We start from the raw sequence: 19,916 nt of genomic DNA, 5'->3' as shown, positions 1-19,916 counted from the left end.
GAACCTTGAACCGCAGATGCAGTTCAAGGTGGGACGAGCTATGAGTCAAGATTGGTTGCTTCGATACAGGCGCGCAGGAATACCCAGATATAAACCAGCAGCCGTTAGATTCCGAGTGACCACCGCGCCCGCGCCGAGCTGGACTCGGTCGGTGAGGGAAACGCCATCAATCACGGTGGCGCCTGCGCCTATAAAGTTGTCGGCTCCAATTGCGCTCCTGCCTGCGACAGTCGCGTTCACAGCCACATGGGAGTACTCACCCACCCTTGACTCGTGTTCCACGATTGCACCAGTGTTGATGATGCATCCTTCAGCTATGTGAGCTTGCGGCCCAATGTGAGCGTGCTGACCGATAAAACATCCAGGAGATATCCGGCACGACGCACCCAAGCTCGCACTGGGCGCGATAAGTGTTGCGACAGGCCATCCGCGGCGCTGAGCTTCCTCCAGGTGAGCACGACGTTGGCCGTTATTTCCGGAGGCAGAGAATACGGCCCAGCCTGTCGGCAGTTCTTGTTCCCAATCCGCCTCTACAGGATGGTCAAGATATCGTTCGTTATCTCGCGCTGTGGAGTCGATAAACCGGAGGTTCATTATGCCCATTACTGTCGCGACATCGGCGACGCTGCGGGCGTGACCGCCGAAACCGAAGATAATCAGTCCTTTCGGATATGTATTAGCTTGCATACGTCTCTTCCACGAGTTGAGGCAAATCGCCGTGATGACTCTCGCGGGCAATGGCGTCGAGAAGGATGATGTGTTCGCGCGCGACATCCGCCCAGCTCCTCTTGCTCAAGAGTGCGTAAGCCTCCTGCTGGGAGGTGAGGAGCTCTGCTCGATTTTTAATGGCCCATTCGATTCGTTCGGCCATGTCCTCCCAGTCGTAGGGATCAAAGAGGCTGGTTTCCTGCAAGATTGGGTCGGTAAGCACTTCCAGGGTTACTGGGATTCGCGACATCACAGCAGGAGTACCGACTGACAGGGCTTCTGAAAAGGTGAAAGGGCACCCACCCTCACTGAGGCTTGGGTTCACCGCAAGCAAGGCGAGCCGGTAGCATGCGGCAAGCTCACTCGTTGATAGACCGCGCAGGCAAATAACATCGGCTTGAAGTCGATGTTCGTCAATAAATGCGCTAAGTGCCGCCGAGCCGTATACATCACCTGTGAGAATGAGCTTCAGCCCCAGTCTGCGGTTATGGAGTAGATGTTTGTAAGCTCGGAGCAGGGTCAGGATGTTCTTGTTTGGGCGGATTTGGCTTGGATAAAAAATGTACTCAACGTCCTGATTTGCAAATAGCGCTGTGTAGACATTCTGGGTGCGTTGCATAGCAGAAAGGAGCAGGTTTTTGCAGTAAGTGCGCGAAGTCTCTAGCGCATCGGGAAAACCATTGACGTCAATCAAGTGGTCCAGGGGATTCGGTGCGTGTTCCACCACTCGAATGCGTGGAGGGCTCACGCAAAAGCGGTCGACTAACGTATGCCATTTAGTATGTTGGCTGTACGTGACGATATGTTGCGCACCACGAAGCGCTTTTTCGACCGTATTGAAAGTTTCCAGAAAGCGATTGCCTCCCACGCCCGCAAAACCCACGGAGAAGTCGGTCATGACGACATCGGGAACACACATCAGTTTCGGCACGTTCAATTCATTGAATGCGGGCCAAAAGGAGGTCGGGCTGTACCAGGCGATAACGTCTGTCTGGGCCTCGATCAAAACCTTCATGCGCTTGTTTTCGGTCTCGCTCATGGACTGAAATCGCAATCGCACCCACTCGTTATTTTTGGGGGAATGTGTCACGCGTGCGATGAAGTTTTCGAGCTTTTTGAAAATCGGCCTTGCTGTAAATCTGATCATCCTCCAAAGTCTGCTCCCTATTGATCTGGACATCACAAGAGGCACCAAGCAGAGAAACAGTAGAAGCAGCCGCGCTATAGAAAATATAAGCGGTAGGGTAGACAGTAGGCTGTGGGTCTGGCTCACCCGTATTTCAACGTCGTCCCGGTAAGCACTTAGTTTTTTTAATAACGTATCTTCGCCCCCTGACTTGGCGGATTTTTTTAGCACTAGCCATCTGTAGGTTTCATACGCGTACAGTAAATAGGGCTTCCCGCTCGGTGAAATCACGGAAACTTCAGCACTCACGGCTTCACTCTTGAAGAGATCCTCCAATGATTCTCTGGACCAGCTTGGGCATGCGATCACGAACTCTACGTCAGCTGACTGTGTGCCACCCCGTACGAAGTTGGCGAGATAACGCCCCAGGCCTTCATTACGAAGATCAACCGTAGGGGCGTAAGCTAGATAGATTCCATATCGTTTTACAGGCATTCCCGTATCTCCTGCCAATAGGGGCTAGCCAGATCGTCCAATCTGTTTCCGGCTAGGCAATCACTGTCCCGTAATTGATGTCTCAGCGCTGCAGCCTGAGTTTCCATGGACTTGAGTTGCCGAGCCATCTGGTCCGGGTCATCGACATTCATCCATGTCAGGCCGAGGTTAAAATTACAATTCATCTCACGCATTGCTGGGTAGTTCGCACACATTGATGGCACGCCAGATGCGGCTGCTTCCACAGCGCTAAAGCTACCATTGTCTATACGAGTAGGCAGCCACAGGAATTTGGCCCCCGCCAAGGTTTGGCGGTAGCCGCTGTCGCTCAGGTTTCCTTTCCATTTGACGCGGTTGCGCAAGTGTCTGGAGGTTTTAAAAGCCTCTTTCATGATGACCAGCTGGGGCAATTCAGAGCTCAGCAAATCGTTACGGCTAATGCCCGTTATCCAGCAGTCCCATACTCCACCCAGTTCTTCGTAGTAAATTTTCAACGCTTGAGTGGCACAGCCGTGGTTTTTGTGGACACCGATATTGGTAGGCCATAAAAAATATCGATCAGTGGACGTCGAACTGTTTGGCCGTGTAATTTCCGATGCCAGCATGGGAAGCTTGCGGACGTTCTGCGGTTTAATTCCGGCATATTGAAGTGCGTCGTTTTTGGTAAATAAAGTGGTCACCCAAACCTGCTTGGCACGCCGGGCGGCATCCAGGAATGAACGATCATGGTCCGGAGGCATTACAGCTTCATAGCGTTGTAGGTAATCGTAAACCATCAAGATGTAGGGCCGCAGGGGAAGCAACGGCAGCGATAACCTATCGGAGACAAACACCCAGAGATCGCAATCTTGCAGTTGGTTTATACCGTCGTCAGGGATAATGAAACGCTCAGCATAAGGCTGCCATCCCGTGAATCCAGCGTAATGCATGGCGCGAGTGGCTTCTGATGCGTCCAGGATCCGCCAACTGAAGACCCTGCGCCGTATTTGCTGCGGCAGTCTTTTCCAGCTTTCTGGCGTGTAATCTCCATCCGCCGGATAGAGCATCACGACCTCTGCTTCTTCCCCCGCGTGGCAGCTACCGAGCCAGATTGCGTGGGCGAGCATTCGCGCGCCACGGAGCGTGCCTCCTTGGTAGCCGATAGGCAGGCACACCGCTACTCGCTTCTTGCGCGGCACCATGGGTCTGGAAGTTTTCTCCAGCTTTAACGCAGCCAGCCTGGAGCGTATCGTTATGAAGCCGGATTTCCAATGAGGGAGACATGACTCGGCCTTCATGGGGTCAAGCAGCTTTTTTTGAGTGGAGCAGAGATTGTCGATCAGGCGCTGATTACCGCCGAGAACCTGCTGGAGCTTGCGTCGCGCTTCCCCGATAGACCGGCATCTACCCGGCAAGTCGACGCCCCCCAATTTATCCAGCAATCCTCCTGCCATGAACAGAAGAGGCATCCCGGTCTGGATAGCTTCGAACGGGTGGTAGTGAACATGATTTGGCTCGGTGCCGTGATAAAACATCACGCGGCTTTGAGTCATATTGTGCGTATGCTGCTCTGCCGTTACGAATCCGAGCACTGTATCGTCATCAACAATGAGAGGCTGTGCGCCTCCAATGATGTGTGGGAGATCCCCGAAGTCCCGCTTGAACGCATCGTAAATACCTGAATAGTAGGTATTAAGTGCGATGTCCGGGCATACGAACATAATCTGCTTCAGATGGCCTTCCCAAGCGGATAATTTTCCGTCTTGTGCAATGCCCAATGGCAGACATAACCGCCTGCTTTTAAGGTATTCCGGCTCATCGTCTGCCAGATGAGGATACGCTTCAGCAAAATAGAAGCGACTTCCCAAAGTATCGATAGCGTGGCGCAAGCGCCCATCTCTAAACTGATTCACTAACAGGTCGTAGCTAGAACTTTTCTGCAGGCCATAAGCTCTCCACAACGCGATGCCTTCGAAACGATAGGCAATCTGTTCAAGCAGGTGATGTGTGTGGACGATAAAGAACACCACATCGAAGTGACGATTTGCGACTTCCCACCCTTCACGAGTTCCCCCGCTGTACCAGTCTATTGAGTTCAGCAGTGCAAGATCGTGTGTGGGAATACTCAGGTTAGCGTCTTCGCTCCAGTCAATCGAAGCGCTTCTAAATGTAGGATCACTAGGGAATGATTTCGGCAAAAAAATTTCATCAATACCCATGCGCTTCAACATCGGGATTTCAAAGCGTCTTGCTGCCGAGTGATTGAGTAACCACATTGCCCTTAGCGGGCGCTCCCCGGCGGGTGGCAAAATTTCATTCATGAGTGCGTGCGTCATTGGGCTACCGGATAAATACGCTGGTAGTGCTCGATTGCGTTCTGGATGGCACCGTCGAAAACGAGACGACCGTTTTGAAGAACCAGGCCTCGTTGGCACCATCGTTTAAGTGCACCAAGGTCATGGGAGGCGAGGACGATGATGTCGGCGTCCTCCATCAATTCGGCTATGCGTTTCTGTGCTTTTGCGAGAAAAGCTGCGTCACCCGCGCCGATCACTTCATCAAGCAGCAACACTTCCCCGCCTATCTGAGTGGAAATTGCAAACGCCAACCGCACCTGCATGCCTGCTGAATAGGTTTTTATGGGGTAGTCGATGAATTCGCCGAGGTCCGCAAAAGCGATAATTTCGGCTTCACATATGCGCATGTCCCGAGGGGTCATGCCCATGAGCAAGCCGCGATACAGAATATTTTCCCGGCCGCTGGCATCGGGTTCAAAACCAAGACTGATGTCGAACAGTGAACGAATGCGGCCCTGGACATCTCGCGCGCCGCTTGAGAGAGGGTAAAGCCCTGCGATCGCCTTGAGTAACGTGCTCTTGCCGGCGCCGTTGTGCCCGAGCAAGCCCACCCGCTCTCCGCCACCTATTTCAAAGCTGACGTCTCGAAGTGCGTGAATATCTGAAACGGGCTTTCGTTCACGCAGGGGCTGAGTAATCAACGATTTGAGTGAGCGCTCTTTAAATGCAGTGGCAGCGTAGTGCAGGTTGGCCTTGGACAGTTTGATGCTTGCATTATTCATAGGTAGAAGATCACTTTGCGTTCTGCCTGGCGCCCAACGAGCCATGCGGCCAGCGCGAGCACGGCTGAGGTGCCAAAAGCAAATGCGTAATTTGTCGGCGTCGGCCATACGCCATGAAGCAATGGGGCTCTGACGATTTGCAGTATGTGGTAGATAGGATTGCTATCGACCAAGAATTCCAATCCACCTCGACGGAATAGATCCTCCTCAAAATAGACTGGGGAGATGAACCATAGCGCCTGCATGGCCAGCGCCAGTGCAGGCGTCAAATCGCGGAATCGCGTGCCTATGTAGGCGAGCAGGGTTGCGAAAGGCCAACCTATAAGAAGAAGAACAGGCGGCAAGCTGATCAGGGCTAGCCAGGTAATTCCAAAGTTCTGAGGCAGCGCCAGCCCTGACCATCCCAGAAGGGTGCTGCTGGCCACAATGAGAATAATCAGGCTGCTCAGCGTGGTCCGCAGCGTGTAGATGGCCAGGGGATGCCGACATTGTTTGATGTAGGCATCCGCTTGTACGAACGCCATTGAGCCGGATGTAACAACAGAAACCAGGAACTCCCATACCACAATCCCTGAGAGGATGTAGGGGGCGTAGGCAATGATGTCCGTCTGCAATAGACGGCTGAATACCGCCGCCAGTAATAACGCCAGCCCTAGCGGTTGAAGAATGGACCATAACATGCCCAGAAAAGAGCGACGCCAGCGCGCACGCAAATCGGACAGTGCCAGATGCGCCCAAAAATAGCGGGCATCCCAGATGCCCGCCCAATATGCATTCATAAATAGTTATCCACTGATCAGCGAGTTGAGGCGTGTAATGGTGCCTTTTTTCAAAAGCTAAACTAGAGACCAAAATATTTGCGCGTGACATCACCAATATATCGGATGTCATCTCGTTCTAACGCTGGATAACTGGGTAGGTTAAGCCCCCGTTCGCTTAACATTTCGGCAACCGGAAATATTTCATCACTCTTACAATGAGGCATGGTATGTGCTGGATGAAACAAGGGGCGTGTCTCAATGCCGCTGGCTCTAAGGTGTGAGCGGAGATCGTCCCGGTCTTTTAAAGTTTCAAGTAACGCAGAGCACATCCAGAACGAGTGAGTGGTTCCGGATTGCTCCGCGTGCAGTGCAATGGGAAGGCCTGCAAACTCCTCCATATACCACTCAGCAATTTTCCGCTTACGAGTCAGTATTTCCTGAGCCTGTTCCAGCTGCGCCACGCCAATGGCCGCGCACAGATTGGTCATCCTATAGTTATATGCCAATTGGTCGTGCCAATACTCGCGTATCGCTGATACACCTTGAGTTTTCAGATGGCGGGCGCGCTCGATCACGCTTTGCGATCGTGCGATGACCATCCCTCCCTCACCAGTAGTAATGGTTTTGTTGCCAAAGAAGCTGAAGGTGGCTGCGTCGCCAAATGTCCCTACGTGCTGGCCTTGGTAGAAAGTGCCAAATGCTTCAGCGCAGTCCTCCACCATCAGGAGGTTGTACCTCTTGCATAGCTCGCTTAATGCATTCATGTCGCAGGGCAAACCGTACAGATGGACTACCATGATTGCTTTGGTACGGGGTGTGATTCTCTGCTCGACTTGAGCGGGGTCCATCTGCCAAGTGTCTTCAAGCGAGTCAACAAAGACCGGTACGGCCCCCATTTGAAGAATAGGGTTAATTGAAGCGATATATGTAAACGTCGGTACGATGACTTCGTCGCCTGGCCCAATATCAAGTGCAGCCAAAGCCAGATGAATGGCGGTGGTGCCGTTGCACACCGCAGTTGCAAATGATGCTTTAGTGAACGCTGCGAATTTGTCTTCGAAACGTTGTATGAATTCGCCCCGTGACGAAATCCAGTTCGTGTTGAGGCATGTATTAACGTACTCAGCTTCTTGACCAGCAAGATAAGGCTGATAGACAGGAATGCGAAGGGCGCTTTTGACTGGTTTGTCGGCGACGGTGGAGCGTATCGCGTTATTGTCGATAGTCGGCCATGTTTCGGGCGTGGCAATGGCGTCCGAGCGTTTGTACATAACGTTTCTCCATGTATGGGGTTGCCGTGTGCTGAAGCCCGCATGTCCACAATAAAGATTAGTGATTTATCTTCAGTGAAGGTATGACTAAGCCTTGTTTGGGCAGTGATTTGAGCGCGATGATTTTTCAGAACATATTCTAAAGAAATGTCAGGGACTTGATAGGCGATCTCTATTGGGTAATTGTTCGGTAACGATATTTACTGCTCAGTAGTTGCTGGTTATTGATGGCGGAGACTCTACAGACGTTAAGGTTTTTTATAAATACGGACGAGTCTGAGAGTTCCGGTGAATAAATACCTTCCTCTGTAGGAAAATGTACTAACTGTTTCAAAGGCCTTGGTGGAGCCAAAGCGTTAGGCCAAGATTTGACCTATTTGGACCAGATGCAGCTTAGGGGTGGGCTGGATAAGCACGCTTCAAAAAACGCAAAAGCCGCGCAATGCGCGGCTTTCAAGATGGTGGGCCCACACGGACTCGAACCGTGGACCAAAGGATTATGAGTCCTCTGCTCTAACCAACTGAGCTATAGGCCCTCAGTCAGGCGGCGGATTATAACGATGGTTTCCGTGCTGTGCTATCCGAAAAGTCTGAAACGGTTATACGAAGAAACGTCGCGCAGAATTCTTCCGGGCGCAGGGGCAGGCTGACGATGTAGCCCTGGATCTGTTCACAGCCTTCGTCGGCGAGGAATTGCTGTTGCTCAAGGCTTTCCACGCCTTCGGCGATGACGGTCAGTTGCATGCTGCGGCCCAGGGCGATGATGGCGCGGACGATGGCGGCGTCGTGCTGGTCGTCTGGCAGGCCGCGTACGAAAGACTGGTCGATCTTCAGGATGTCCAGCGGCAAACGTTTGAGGTAGCTCAGTGATGAATAGCCGGTGCCGAAGTCGTCGATGGCCAGTTGCACGCCGAGTTTTTTCAGGCGGTGCAGCACGGAGAGTGCCTCTTCGGTCTGGGACATGATGAAGTTTTCGGTGATTTCCAGTTGCAGGCAGCCTGGCTGCAGTTCGTATTGTTGGAGCAGGTGCTCAATGCGGGTGACCAGATTGGGTTGGCGCAGTTGGGCGCCGGCCAGGTTCACGGAGAGGGGGCCGAAAACGTCGTAGCTCTGATTCCAGCGATACAGCTGTTGACAGGCTTTCTCCAACACCCACTCGCCGATCTGCAGGATCATGCCGTTTTCCTCTGCCAGAGGAATGAACCGCTCAGGTGGGACTTCTCCGAAGGTCGGGTGGGTCCAGCGAATCAGAGCTTCGGCGCCGACCAATCGTTGTGTCAGAAGGCTGATCTTGGGTTGGTAGGAAAGCGTGAATTCGTTGCGTTCGATGGCGCGTCGTAGTTCATGTTCCAGCGCGATGCGCTCACTGGCCTGGGCGGTGAGGTCGCGGGTGTAGCTTTCGACCCGGTTGCGGCCTTTTGCTTTTGAGCGGTACATCGCGGCATCGGCGTTTTTGATGAGGGTGGCGACGTCGGCCCCATCTGACGGGAAGAGCGCAGTGCCAATGCTGGTGCTGATGAAAAACTCGTGTTCACCCGCCTGGAAGGGGGCGGAGAAACTGTTGAGCAGCTTGGTGGCGATCGCTTCGGCGTCGCTGTCGGTTTGCAGGCCGGGGAGCAGGATGATGAACTCATCGCCGCCCAAACGTGCGACGGTGTCGATGTCACGCAGGTTCTCTTTCAGGCGCTGGGCAATCCCTTTGAGCAACAGGTCGCCGACCGGGTGCCCGAGGCTGTCGTTGATGTGTTTGAAGCGGTCGAGGTCGAGGAACAGCACGGCGCCCAGGCTGTTCGCTTCTTTGCTGTGTGTCAGCGCGGCATGCAGCCTGCTTTCGAACAGCGTCCGATTTGGCAGACCTGTTAGAGGGTCGTGATGGGCCTGATAATCCAGACGGGCTTGGGCCTGTTTGAGACTGGAGATGTCCGCGAATACGGCCACAAAGTGAGTGATGAATTTGTCGCGATTACGCACGGCGCTAATCGTCAGCCAGCTAGGGTAGATCTCACCGTTCTTTCGACGATTGCTGATCTCGCCTTGCCAATGGCCCTCTGCGGTCAACTGGTACCACATGGCTGCGTAAAAGGCGCTGTCGTGCAGTCCCGAGGCCAGCAAGCGAGGCGTCTCTCCGAGGGCTTCGGCTTCGCTGTAGCCGGTGATTTCACTAAAGGCACGGTTGACCGCATTGATCCGCTGTCGTGTGTCGGTGATGAGCACGCCTTCGGCCGTACTCTCGAAAACCGTCGCAGCCAATTGCAGCTTTTCTTGCATTTGGTGGCGGTCGGTGATGTCGCGGGCGATGGTCAGCATGCAGTCTTCACCGCCAATCGGCAGCGGCCGTGATGATATTTCGCACAGTCGAATTTGCCCGTCCCTACGGCGGATGTGGCTGGTGAAGTCTTTGACGAAGCCATCGCGGGCAAGTTGCTCAAGCAGTTGCTGCCGCTCGTTGAGGTCGACCCAGATGCCGAGGTCGAGCGTCGTGCGGTCCAGTGACAGCGAACTGTGATAACCGGTAATACGGCTGAACCCGTCGTTGATTTCCACTAATAGCCCGTCGCTCTGCCGGGAAATCAACAAGCCGTCGGGCGACGAGTGGAAAGCCTTGGCGAACTTCTCTTCGGACAACTGCAATTGCTGCTGAGCTTCTTTCAGTGGCGTGATGTCGCGTACGACCACCACTACCGCAGGCGTCGAATCCAGATCGAAGGGTTCAGCCGACAGTAAGCCGGTGAAGGTTCGGCCGTTGCTTCGACGGAACGGCATTTCAAGATTTCGAATACTGCCTTTTTGTAGGCGTTGAAGCAGGCTAGGCCCTATGTCCGGGATGCCCCAGATGTTCAATTCGCTAGGCGTGCGGCCCACGATATCGCTGGCGCTTATGCCGATTTGCTCGACGAACGCCTGGTTCGCCTCCAGAAAGCAGCCGTCCGACAAGCGGGCAATCACCAGGATGTCCGGGCACTGTGCGAACACCGACGCGAATTTCCCTTCGGACTGCCGCAGGGCTTCCTCGGTCTGCTTGGCTTCCGTGATGTCTATCATCAGGCCGCGCATCACGGGTTCATGGCCATAAGTGATCAGCGTGACGATGTCACGTATCCACAACGTCCTGCCGTCGGCGCTGATAACGCGGTAATCAAGGCTGTGGTCGTTACCCAGCTTGGTTTGAACGTCGCAGTAGGCTTCAGCGGCGTCGAGGTCGGCGGGGTGGACGATGCTGCGCCAGAACCCCGGTCTCAGCCATTGATGCAACGGGTAGCCGAGTAGGTTTTCTGCGTGTGGGGAAACGTAGTTGTAGGAGTAATCGTGGGTGTTGGCTTCCCACGCAATGGCCGACAGGCTTTCGATCATGCCTCGGTAATGGTATTCGCTGCTGCGCAGTTCCTGTTCCAGCGCGACACGACGGGAAATTTCCGAACTGAGGCGGCGATTGATTCGCACCACAATCAACAGGATCGTCGAAAGCAGAAGCAGTCCGGGCAGTCCGTAGAGCAGAAAGTCTCGCCAGAACTTCAAGGGTTCGGGGGCGCGTGGAAGCGATGCCGAGCCGTCAGAGCGCGGGCTGTCAGCACTGGCATCGGATCCGTCGACGTAGGCCAAGGGCTGCGACGTGCGAAGGTCGAAACCTTGAAGATTGTCGCCTTCAAAGCCCCTGCTGGCTGAACGGTCGGTATCCGCCGATGCAGTATCCATACTCTGCATTGATCCCTCGTGCATGCCCTGCCAGGTCGTTTCCCCTTGAGGGAGAGCCTGTGCGTCGACGCTGGTCGACCCTATCAAGCACAAGAAAGCAATGGCCGGCATCCAAAACATGGCAGCCTCATTAGTTGCAGCGTTAAGAATGCTTCGAGTGTAGCTGTGCTGAGGGAAGGTGGCACACTGCCGATTTCTTATTCTCTGAAATGCAAAACCCCCAGCAGGGCTGGGGGTCTTGTTCTAGCGCGTTTCGCTTACTCGTCCAGGAACGAACGCAGGTGTTCGCTTCGGGTCGGGTGGCGCAGCTTGCGCAGCGCCTTGGCTTCGATCTGACGGATACGCTCACGGGTTACATCGAACTGCTTACCGACTTCCTCAAGGGTGTGGTCAGTATTCATGTCGATGCCGAAGCGCATACGCAGCACTTTGGCTTCACGGGCGGTGAGGCCCGACAGCACTTCACGCGTTGCCTCTTTCAAGCTCTCCACGGTCGCAACATCAATCGGAGACTGCATGGTCGAGTCTTCGATGAAATCACCCAGATGGGAGTCTTCATCGTCACCGATCGGCGTTTCCATGGAGATCGGCTCTTTTGCGATCTTCAATACCTTACGGATCTTGTCCTCAGGCATTTCCATGCGTTCGCCCAGCTCTTCCGGCGTCGGCTCGCGACCCATTTCCTGCAGCATCTGGCGGGAAATACGGTTGAGCTTGTTGATCGTCTCGATCATGTGCACCGGAATACGGATGGTGCGCGCCTGGTCGGCGATCGAGCGAGTGATCGCCTGACGGATCCACCAGGTGGCGTATGTCGAGAACTTGTAACCGCGACGGTATTCGAACTTGTCCACCGCTTTCATCAGGCCGATGTTGCCTTCCTGGATCAGATCAAGGAATTGCAGGCCGCGGTTGGTGTACTTCTTGGCGATCGAGATCACCAGACGCAAGTTCGCTTCTACCATCTCTTTCTTCGCGCGGCGGGCCTTGGCCTCACCGATCGACATGCGACGGTTGATGTCCTTGATTTCCGCCACGTTCAGGCCGGTTTCTTCTTCCAGCGCGGTCAGCTTTTGCTGGCAGCGCTGAATGTCAGCCTGCAAACGGCCGATGGCTTCAGCGTATTTGCTTTTGCCTTTGGCCAGTGCATCGGTCCAGCTCTGATCGACTTCATTGCCCGGGAACTGGCGCAGGAAGTCAGCACGCGGCATGCGAGCGTCACGGACGCACAGTTGCATAATGGCGCGTTCCTGTGCACGCAGACGCTCCAGAGCGCTACGAACACGTTCAACCAAGCCTTCAAACTGTTTAGGAACCAGTTTGATCGGCATGAACAGCTCGGCCAGCCCCAGCAGCTCTTCATTAGCCTGCTTGCTGCCACGACCGTGCTTTTTCAGGGCCTTGAGGGTGATCGCCATCTGATCGGAGACCGCACCGAAGCGCTGAGCTGCCACGACCGGATCAGGACCGCTTTCGGCCTCTTCCTCGTCGTCGCCGTCGGCGGACTCTTCGTCATCATCGTCAGCGACGTCGGTCTTTTCGGTTTTCTGATCGATCGGTGGCGGCACCTCGGCAGGCGGGGCGATGCCGTCGTCCGGGTCGATATAACCGCTGAGAACGTCAGACAGGCGACCACCTTCGGTGGTGACGCGAGTGTATTCGGAGAGAATGTGCTCGACCGTGCCAGGGAAGTGCGCAATCGCGCCCATCACTTCACGGATGCCCTCTTCGATACGTTTGGCGATTTCGATTTCGCCTTCACGTGTCAGAAGCTCGACCGTACCCATTTCGCGCATATACATGCGCACCGGGTCGGTTGTGCGACCGATGTCGGTTTCGACTGCTGCCAACGCGGCGGCTGCTTCTTCAGCGGCTGCCTCGTCAGTGTCAGCTTCGGCCAACAGAAGGGCGTCCGCATCCGGAGCACTCTCGAATACGTTGATCCCCATGTCGTTAATCATGCGGATGATGTCTTCCACCTGTTCCGGATCTGAAATATCCTCCGGCAGGTGGTCGTTGACCTCCGCGTAAGTCAGGTAACCCTGCTCACGACCGCGGCTGATCAACTCTTTGAGGCGAGACTGCTGTTGCGCTTTTCCGGACATAACACCCTATCCACTGAAGGTCTTGGCGGGCAAAAAACAAGCCGAGGATTATACCCGAGCTAGGACCTCACGCGCCAGTTGAGGTCGGGGTTTGTGCAGGAACTTTGCGATTTAACAGGTTGAGTAGCTGAACTTTTTCCTCAGCACTCAGACCGGTCTGCCGTTCCTTCCTGATCAATTGATCGAGACTTCGCTCGCGTTGGCGGGCGGACAAGCTAGTTATAGTGTCGAAAAACTGTTGTTCAAGGTTATCGGCCGAGATCAGCCATTCCTTTTCCGCCAGTTGTCGTAATAATCGTCCTTGATCGGTTCCGTGCCAGCGGGCGATCAATTGCAGCGACCGCAGCTTCGGATTCTTTTGCAGCGCTTCGAGCAATGCCACCAGCAACTGCGAATACACATTATCTTCTGCCGCAAAGTGACTGGTGTCTTCCACCTTCTGTGACAGGTCCGGATGATGAAGCAGGGTCCGGAGGGCCGTCAGGGTCGGTGGCTCCACCGTTGCCGGTGTGCGTGGGGCGCGAGGTTCAAAGTCCGGCCGCTTGCCGTTCTTGTCCCACTTCTTGCCTTTGTCCCACGGCTTTTTTTCCCATTTCTTCTGCTGGCCGCCTGATGAGTTCGGCGTCCATTCTTGCTGTGGTTCGTATGCATCATGCGGCTGGTAATCGCCGTAATCAGGCACTGAGTCGTAATCAAAGCCCGGGTCATAAACCGGCGGTGCCTCGGCGGGAGCGCTTTGCACCAGCTGATTGACGGCGGCGGTGTCCAGACCGGTTATTTCCTTGAGGCGCCGACGCATCAGCTCCCGAAGGTTGGCCCCCGGCACCTTTTCGATCAGTGGAGCAGCCAGGGTGACCATGTGCGCTTTGCCTTCCAGCGAGCGCGGGTCTGCTTCCTTGGTCAACTGCTCGAAAAAATAATCGGCCAGCGGCTGTGCGTGCTGGTTGATCCTTGCCTTGAAGGCATCGGTGCCTTCGGCGCGTACCAGCGTGTCCGGATCTTCGCCTTCGGGCAAAAACAGAAACCGGGCGCGACGACCATCCTGCAAGCTGGAAAGCGTGGCTTCGAGCGCGCGCCAGGCCGCATTTCGGCCTGCCTGGTCGCCGTCGAAACAGAACAGCACGTTGGGCACGACGCGGAAAAGCCGCTTCAAATGCTCTTCGCTGGTGGCGGTGCCCAGTGTCGCAACGGCGTTGCGCAAGCCTTGTTGAGCCAGCGCGATGACGTCCATGTAGCCTTCGACAACGATGATTTCGTCAAGGTTGCGATTGTGTTTGCGCGCCTCGAACAGGCCGTACAGCTCTTGCCCCTTGTGAAACACCGGCGTCTCGGGCGAGTTCAAGTACTTCGGTTTGTCGTCGCCGAGCACGCGTCCGCCAAACGCGATGACTCGACCCCGGCTGTCGCGAATGGGGAACATCACCCGGTCGCGAAAGCGGTCGTAACGCTTGCCGGTTTCGGCGTTCTCGATCAGCAGGCCAGCGTCGATCATTGCCTTCTGTTGAAGCGTGTCGCTGCTGAGGTGTTTGTACAGATTGTCCCAGCCGGGCGGGGCGAACCCTAATCCGAAGTCGCGGGCAATCTCACCCGAGAGGCCACGGCCTTTCAGGTAGTCCACTGCGGATTTGCGGGTCGGGTGGCTTTTCAGCGCGGCCCGGTAGAAATCGGCAGCAGCGGTCAGCAGTGGGTACAGCGGCGAATCGGTGGGTTGTCTGGGCTTTTGACCCCTGACGCCCTGTTCGCGGGGTACTTCCATGCCGGCGGCTTTGGCTAGTTCTTCGACGGCCTGGGGAAAATCCAGGTTGTCGTGGTCCATGACGAAGCCGAGGGCGTTTCCGCCTGCGCCGCAGCCAAAGCAGTAATAGAACTGTTTGTCGGGGCTGACGCTGAACGACGGTGTCTTTTCTTTATGGAAAGGACAGCAGGCGCTGAAATTCTTGCCGGTTTTCTTTAATTGAACGCGCGAGCTGACAACATCGACGATGTCGGTGCGGTTAAGCAGGTCGTCAATAAAACCTTGAGGAATCAGTCCGGCCATGGCGTTCTCATCATCAGGCGCCCCGCCAGAAAGATCGTGGCGAATCCAAAGCGTAACGACGGTTGCTTGGTCAGTGTAGACGGGTCAACGCTGCCTGAAGATCAGGCTGGAAGAGTTCGACGGGGGATGTGTAGGTCACAGAATGACATCGACAGCCTTTGTCTGTGTTGCTTGAGGCTAAATCTGCAACTGCCGACAGCCCGGCTTTAGGGCCGGGCAAGGCAGAAGCTTGCGACAGACGTCTGTATTAATACAGACGAACGGCGCGGCGCTGTTCGCGCTGAACTTTCTTGGCGTGACGCTTAACAGCAGCAGCTGCCATACGCTTACGCTTCGAAGTTGGCTTCTCGTAAAATTCGCGGCTACGAACTTCGGCCAGAGTGCCGGCTTTCTCGCAGGAGCGCTTGAAACGACGCAGAGCTACGTCGAAGGGTTCATTCTCTTTAACTTTGACGGCTGGCATCCAGAGCTACCTTCATTCATTACCGGGGTCGGCGCCTCGTACAACACTTGTATGAGTACGCCGGTTTTAAGGGTTGCGGATGTTAACCCCTCGGCGCGAGGAATGCAAAGCCTCTGATCGAAAACCACTGGTCGCAGGCATGAGCGGCGACTATTATGCGCGCCTTCGAATTCAGCCCCCAAGGCGTGCCCCATGTTAGTACTGGGATTGGAAACTTCTTGCGACGAGACCGGCGTGGCGCTGTATGACAGCGAGCGCGGGCTGCTCGCCGACGCATTATTCAGCCAGATCGACTTGCATCGGGTCTACGGCGGCGTGGTCCCCGAGCTGGCGTCCCGCGATCACGTAAAACGCATGCTGCCCTTGATTCGTCAGGTATTGGCCGAGGCGGATTGCGCCGCGACCGAGATCGATGGCATCGCCTATACCGCAGGTCCTGGGCTGGTCGGTGCGCTGCTGGTGGGGGCGTCTTGCGCGCAAGCGCTGGCTTTCGCGTGGGACATTCCCGCATTGGGTGTGCACCACATGGAAGGCCATCTTCTGGCCCCTATGCTGGAGGCGCAACCGCCGGAGTTTCCGTTCGTCGCTTTGTTGGTTTCCGGTGGTCACACGCAACTGGTCCGGGTGGACGGCATCGGCCTTTATGAGTTGTTGGGCGAGACGCTGGATGACGCCGCGGGCGAAGCCTTCGACAAGACGGCCAAAATGATGGGCCTTAATTACCCCGGTGGTCCGGAGATTTCCCGTTTGGCGCTCCAAGGTGTGCCGGGACGTTTCACGTTCCCTCGCCCGATGACCGACCGTCCCGGCCTCACGTTCAGCTTCAGCGGCTTGAAAACCTCCGCCCTGAACACTTGGCAACAATGCCAGAGCGCTGGGGACGACGGCGAGCAAACCCGTTGCGACATCGCGCTGGCCTTCCAGGATGCGGTGGTGGAGACTTTGACCATCAAGTGCAAACGCGCTTTGAAGCAGACAGGCATGAAGCGTCTGGTGATTGCGGGTGGGGTCAGTGCGAACAAGGCGTTGCGTCAGTCTCTGGAGCAAATGCTCAGCGGGATCGGCGGCAACGTCTTTTACGCGCGTCCGGAATTTTGTACCGATAACGGGGCAATGATCGCGTTCGCCGGATGTCAGCGATTGCAGGCGGGACAGAAAGAAGACCTGAGCATCACTGTGCAGGCGCGCTGGCCGATGGAACAGTTACCGGGGCTGTGAAGCCATTCTGCGTGGAAAGAAAAAGGCTCGAATGAGCCTTTTTTATCTTTTGCCGCTAGAAATGCCGTTCGCGTCCTGCATAGAGGTCGCGTAAATTGCCGCGATGACGCCAGACGATCAGCAAAGTCAGCAGGCTCATGGGCACCAGCGCATGGGGTTCCTGCCAGGCCAGCAGCGGAAGGGCCAGCGGGGTGGCGATCAGCGAGGCGAGCGAACTGGTGCGGGTGAGGTAAAACGTCAACAGCCAGGCAGCGATTGCCAGCAGCGCGGCGGGTGGGTACAGGCCCAGCAGCATGCCCGCCGCCGTAGCAACGCCTTTGCCGCCCTTGAAACGAAAGTACAACGGAAATAAGTGGCCGAGAACGGCGTAAAGCCCGACCCAGGCCTGTTGGCGAGGGTCGAGTCCCGCCCAGGCAGCGATCAGCACTGGAATCATCCCTTTGCAGACGTCGCCGATCAGGGTCAGGATAGCGAGCTTCTTGCCCGCCAGGCGCAGCATGTTGGTGGCGCCAGCGTTGCCCGAGCCACTGGCGCGCGGGTCCGGACTGCCGGTCAGACGGCTGAGCAGGATGGCAAAGGACAGCGAGCCGAGCAGGTAGGCGAGAAGTGCCAGTAACCAAAACATGCTAACCATTCCGGGCGGGGAAGCCCTGATTCTAACGGCGCATTGCGCCCTTGTCGTGCAGCGGAGAGAAAGGCTTGGACAGAGTTTTCATTGAGGGTCTGGAGGTCGATACGGTGATCGGTGCCTACGACTGGGAGCGCGGCATTCGTCAGTGCCTGCGTCTGGATCTGAGTTTTGCCTGGGACAATCGACCTGCGGCAGCGGGCGATGACTTGAGCAAAGCACTCGACTACGCCAGCGTCTCCGCGCGCATCCAGGCGTTCGCCGAGGTTTCGCAATTTCAGCTGGTTGAAACGTTCGCCGAGCGTCTGGCAGAAGTGCTGATGAGCGAATTCAACATTCCCTGGCTGCACCTGAAACTCACCAAACCCGGCGCCGTGCCAGCGGCCAAGGGCGTGGGCGTGGAGATCGAGCGCGGATGCCGCTGACACGGGTTTTCCTCGGCCTGGGGAGCAACATCGACCGGCACCGGCATCTGTGTTCCGGGCTTGATGCGCTGGCCGGTTTTCTCACCGATATGTCCTGCTCGCCGGTGTTTGAAAGCCATCCGGTGGGGATCAAGAGTGGGCCGTTCATCAATCTGGTGGTATCAGCATTGACCGACCTGCCGTTGATCGAGTTGGACCGTCGCTTGAAATTCATCGAGGCCGACAACGGTCGTTATGCCCCTGACCGTAAAGGGCTGCCGCTGGACATCGACGTGCTGTTGTATGGCGAGCAGGTCGGCAATTTCGACGGGCTGGTGCTGCCCCGTGCCGAAATTCTCAAGAATGCATTTGTGCTGTGGCCGTTGTCGCTGATTGCGCCGGAAAGGCTTCATCCCGAAGTGGGATTGACGTTTGCCAAACTGTGGGAAGAATCGCAGATTGAGCAGCAGCTTTGGCCGGTTGCGTTTGAGTGGCGGGGTCAGCCATTGACTCCGGATTCAATGCTGTCCTCGGTTCAATAACCGCCGGATATCTCCTGTCGGGGCGAATTCATTCGCGATGCGGTTGTACAGCCGGCAGAGGTGCATCGGATGTAATGGCCTTTCGCGAATGAATTCGCTCCCACAGGGCGATCAGACGTCTGCAAATTCAGCTCTGACTCTGATACGACGCCTTGTAAAACGTCAGCGTGTCCAGCCTTTCCCGCTTCAGCGCCTCGCCCAATTCTTGTCCTTGATAACCCTGATCCAGCAGCGGCTGGACCGCCACTTGCCTCGCGACTTCCGCTGCGCCGCGCAGGTATTCAGCCTGTGGATAACTGCGGTCCTCGAAGCCCTTGCGACCTCGGGCGTCCATCTCACAGGCGACGATGAACTCCTCGAACCGCTGCGGGCGGCGATAGACGTCGAAGTTCTGCAGCAATTCCAGCAGCGTCGAAGGCTTGAGCTCCAACGCTCGATGGCCATGGGTGTGGTATTGGCCCACCAGCAGCGCCAGTTCCTGACAATCCCTTGGCACCTTGAAACGCTGGCTCACTGCTTTGATCGCTTTGAGGCCTTTCTGCTCATGGGCGATATGGCGCGGCCAATCTGCTTCGGGCGTTAATCCTTTGCCCAAATCATGCAACAGACAAGCCCAGCGCACGCTCAATGGTTGCTTGTGCACCGCCGATTGGTGCAGAACGCTCATAACATGCAGCCCGGTGTCGATTTCCGGATGATGCGCTTCCGGTTGGGGGATGCCGAAGAGCGTATCGATTTCCGGCATCAACACCTTCAGCGCACCGCAGTCCTTCAGAACCTGGATGAACACCTGTGGCTCCCGCTCCATCAGTGCGCGGGAAATTTCCTTCCAGCTGCGCTCCGGCGTGAGGGCTTCCAACTCGCCCGACGCGCTGAGTTGGCGCATCAGCATCAGGGTTTCATGGGCAATGGTGAAACCGTCCGGTGCGTAGCGGGCCGCAAATCGCGCCACGCGCAAGACCCGTAAGGGGTCTTCCGCAAATGCCGGGGAAACATGGCGCAACACTCGATCCTGCAAATCGCGCTGACCGTGATAGGGGTCGGTCAGGTGGCCGTCCTTGTCTTCGGCGATGGCATTGATCGTCAGGTCGCGGCGGATGAGGTCTTCTTCCAGCGTGACGTCGGGATCGGCGTGAAACACAAACCCGCCATACCCACGGCCCGTCTTGCGCTCGGTTCGAGCCAGCGCGTATTCCTCGCCGGTGAGGGGGTGCAGAAATACTGGAAAGTCTGTGCCGACCGGGCGGTAGCCCTTGATCAGCATCTCATCGGTGGTCGCGCCGACGACAACCCAGTCGGTGTCCGCGACCGGTTTGCCAAGCAGGCGATCACGCACAGCGCCGCCAACTTTATAGATCTGCATAAAAAAGCCTCCGTAAGCGCGACAGGATAAACCTTACGTCACG

The 19,916-nt window shown here is 56.0% G+C and carries 14 protein-coding genes, 1 tRNA gene and 1 pseudogene; 3 read left to right on the top strand and 13 right to left on the bottom strand.

What is annotated here, in order from left to right; translation table 11 throughout:
* Nucleotides 1-45 precede the first annotated feature (45 nt).
* From GVN17_RS12665 to rpsU, 11 genes and pseudogenes are all read right to left on the bottom strand, one after another.
* Entirely contained in the window at nucleotides 46-687 is a 642-nt protein-coding gene (locus GVN17_RS12665; protein WP_166595617.1) for a NeuD/PglB/VioB family sugar acetyltransferase, read from the bottom strand.
* Nucleotides 677-2,329, bottom strand: coding sequence for a glycosyltransferase (locus GVN17_RS12660; RefSeq protein WP_166595616.1), 1,653 nt, complete (start codon nucleotides 2,327-2,329; stop codon nucleotides 677-679). The genes GVN17_RS12665 and GVN17_RS12660 overlap by 11 nt, the downstream gene beginning before the upstream one ends.
* Entirely contained in the window at nucleotides 2,320-4,629 is a 2,310-nt protein-coding gene (locus tag GVN17_RS12655) for a glycosyltransferase family 4 protein (RefSeq protein ID WP_166595615.1), read from the bottom strand. The genes GVN17_RS12660 and GVN17_RS12655 overlap by 10 nt, the downstream gene beginning before the upstream one ends.
* A gap of 11 nt (nucleotides 4,630-4,640) precedes the next feature.
* On the bottom strand, nucleotides 4,641-5,387 hold the full coding sequence (locus tag GVN17_RS12650) for an ABC transporter ATP-binding protein (protein WP_166595614.1): 747 nt from the start codon (nucleotides 5,385-5,387) through the stop codon (nucleotides 4,641-4,643).
* A complete protein-coding gene (locus GVN17_RS12645) occupies nucleotides 5,384-6,166 on the bottom strand; it encodes an ABC transporter permease (RefSeq protein ID WP_166595613.1) in 783 nt (260 codons plus the stop codon). Before GVN17_RS12645 ends, GVN17_RS12650 begins: the two co-directional genes overlap by 4 nt.
* A gap of 62 nt (nucleotides 6,167-6,228) precedes the next feature.
* Nucleotides 6,229-7,419 carry a DegT/DnrJ/EryC1/StrS aminotransferase family protein gene (locus GVN17_RS12640; protein ID WP_166595612.1) on the bottom strand — a complete coding sequence of 397 codons (1,191 nt, stop codon included), beginning with the start codon at nucleotides 7,417-7,419 and terminating at the stop codon, nucleotides 6,229-6,231.
* Between the two features lie 459 nt (nucleotides 7,420-7,878).
* Nucleotides 7,879-7,955, bottom strand: a tRNA-Ile gene (locus GVN17_RS12635).
* Nucleotides 7,956-7,971: 16 nt separating this feature from the next.
* Nucleotides 7,972-10,929, bottom strand: a pseudogene (locus GVN17_RS12630) (EAL domain-containing protein); the annotation flags it as partial.
* A gap of 440 nt (nucleotides 10,930-11,369) precedes the next feature.
* Nucleotides 11,370-13,217, bottom strand: coding sequence for an RNA polymerase sigma factor RpoD (rpoD, locus tag GVN17_RS12625; RefSeq protein ID WP_166595610.1), 1,848 nt, complete (start codon nucleotides 13,215-13,217; stop codon nucleotides 11,370-11,372).
* A 67-nt stretch (nucleotides 13,218-13,284) separates the two neighbouring features.
* Nucleotides 13,285-15,255, bottom strand: coding sequence for a DNA primase (dnaG, locus tag GVN17_RS12620; RefSeq protein WP_166595609.1), 1,971 nt, complete (start codon nucleotides 15,253-15,255; stop codon nucleotides 13,285-13,287).
* A gap of 247 nt (nucleotides 15,256-15,502) precedes the next feature.
* Entirely contained in the window at nucleotides 15,503-15,718 is a 216-nt protein-coding gene (rpsU, locus tag GVN17_RS12615) for a 30S ribosomal protein S21 (protein WP_110951580.1), read from the bottom strand.
* A 192-nt stretch (nucleotides 15,719-15,910) separates the two neighbouring features.
* Between rpsU and tsaD the strand changes: the two genes are divergently transcribed.
* Entirely contained in the window at nucleotides 15,911-16,936 is a 1,026-nt protein-coding gene (tsaD, locus tag GVN17_RS12610) for a tRNA (adenosine(37)-N6)-threonylcarbamoyltransferase complex transferase subunit TsaD (protein WP_166595608.1), read from the top strand.
* 55 nt (nucleotides 16,937-16,991) lie between these two features.
* Here tsaD and plsY read toward each other — a convergent pair whose 3' ends face one another.
* The gene (plsY, locus tag GVN17_RS12605) at nucleotides 16,992-17,561 is read right to left on the bottom strand and encodes a glycerol-3-phosphate 1-O-acyltransferase PlsY (protein WP_166595607.1); all 570 of its coding nucleotides are present in this window, start codon (nucleotides 17,559-17,561) and stop codon (nucleotides 16,992-16,994) included.
* 74 nt (nucleotides 17,562-17,635) lie between these two features.
* On the opposite strand from plsY, the gene folB reads away from it, so the two are divergent.
* On the top strand, nucleotides 17,636-17,989 hold the full coding sequence (gene folB, locus GVN17_RS12600; RefSeq protein WP_065991327.1) for a dihydroneopterin aldolase: 354 nt from the start codon (nucleotides 17,636-17,638) through the stop codon (nucleotides 17,987-17,989).
* Nucleotides 17,980-18,510, top strand: coding sequence for a 2-amino-4-hydroxy-6-hydroxymethyldihydropteridine diphosphokinase (gene folK / locus GVN17_RS12595; RefSeq protein ID WP_166595606.1), 531 nt, complete (start codon nucleotides 17,980-17,982; stop codon nucleotides 18,508-18,510). The genes folB and folK overlap by 10 nt, the downstream gene beginning before the upstream one ends.
* Before the next feature lie 127 nt (nucleotides 18,511-18,637).
* Here folK and GVN17_RS12590 read toward each other — a convergent pair whose 3' ends face one another.
* Nucleotides 18,638-19,873: a multifunctional CCA addition/repair protein gene (locus GVN17_RS12590; protein ID WP_166595605.1), complete on the bottom strand. Its 1,236-nt coding sequence runs from the start codon at nucleotides 19,871-19,873 to the stop codon at nucleotides 18,638-18,640.
* Between the last annotated feature and the right edge of the window lie 43 nt (nucleotides 19,874-19,916).

The sequence above is a fragment of the Pseudomonas sp. SLFW genome (genome assembly GCF_009905615.1).
GTDB classification, from domain to species: Bacteria; Pseudomonadota; Gammaproteobacteria; order Pseudomonadales; family Pseudomonadaceae; genus Aquipseudomonas; species Aquipseudomonas bambusae.
The sequence above is the reverse complement of the archived record's forward strand: the minus strand, read 5'-3'. Positions and strand labels throughout refer to the sequence as shown.

What these genes read in the sequence shown, in the direction of transcription:
- GVN17_RS12665 (WP_166595617.1), bottom strand. Translation starts at nt 687, where the DNA reads ATGCAAGCTAATACATATCCGAAAGGACTGATTATCTTCGGTTTCGGC.
- GVN17_RS12660 (WP_166595616.1), bottom strand. Translation starts at nt 2,329, where the DNA reads ATGCCTGTAAAACGATATGGAATCTATCTAGCTTACGCCCCTACGGTT.
- GVN17_RS12655 (WP_166595615.1), bottom strand. Translation starts at nt 4,629, where the DNA reads ATGAATGAAATTTTGCCACCCGCCGGGGAGCGCCCGCTAAGGGCAATG.
- GVN17_RS12650 (WP_166595614.1), bottom strand. Translation starts at nt 5,387, where the DNA reads ATGAATAATGCAAGCATCAAACTGTCCAAGGCCAACCTGCACTACGCT.
- GVN17_RS12645 (WP_166595613.1), bottom strand. Translation starts at nt 6,166, where the DNA reads ATGAATGCATATTGGGCGGGCATCTGGGATGCCCGCTATTTTTGGGCG.
- GVN17_RS12640 (WP_166595612.1), bottom strand. Translation starts at nt 7,419, where the DNA reads ATGTACAAACGCTCGGACGCCATTGCCACGCCCGAAACATGGCCGACT.
- rpoD (WP_166595610.1), bottom strand. Translation starts at nt 13,217, where the DNA reads ATGTCCGGAAAAGCGCAACAGCAGTCTCGCCTCAAAGAGTTGATCAGC.
- dnaG (WP_166595609.1), bottom strand. Translation starts at nt 15,255, where the DNA reads ATGGCCGGACTGATTCCTCAAGGTTTTATTGACGACCTGCTTAACCGC.
- rpsU (WP_110951580.1), bottom strand. Translation starts at nt 15,718, where the DNA reads ATGCCAGCCGTCAAAGTTAAAGAGAATGAACCCTTCGACGTAGCTCTG.
- tsaD (WP_166595608.1), top strand. Translation starts at nt 15,911, where the DNA reads ATGTTAGTACTGGGATTGGAAACTTCTTGCGACGAGACCGGCGTGGCG.
- plsY (WP_166595607.1), bottom strand. Translation starts at nt 17,561, where the DNA reads ATGTTTTGGTTACTGGCACTTCTCGCCTACCTGCTCGGCTCGCTGTCC.
- folK (WP_166595606.1), top strand. Translation starts at nt 17,980, where the DNA reads ATGCCGCTGACACGGGTTTTCCTCGGCCTGGGGAGCAACATCGACCGG.
- GVN17_RS12590 (WP_166595605.1), bottom strand. Translation starts at nt 19,873, where the DNA reads ATGCAGATCTATAAAGTTGGCGGCGCTGTGCGTGATCGCCTGCTTGGC.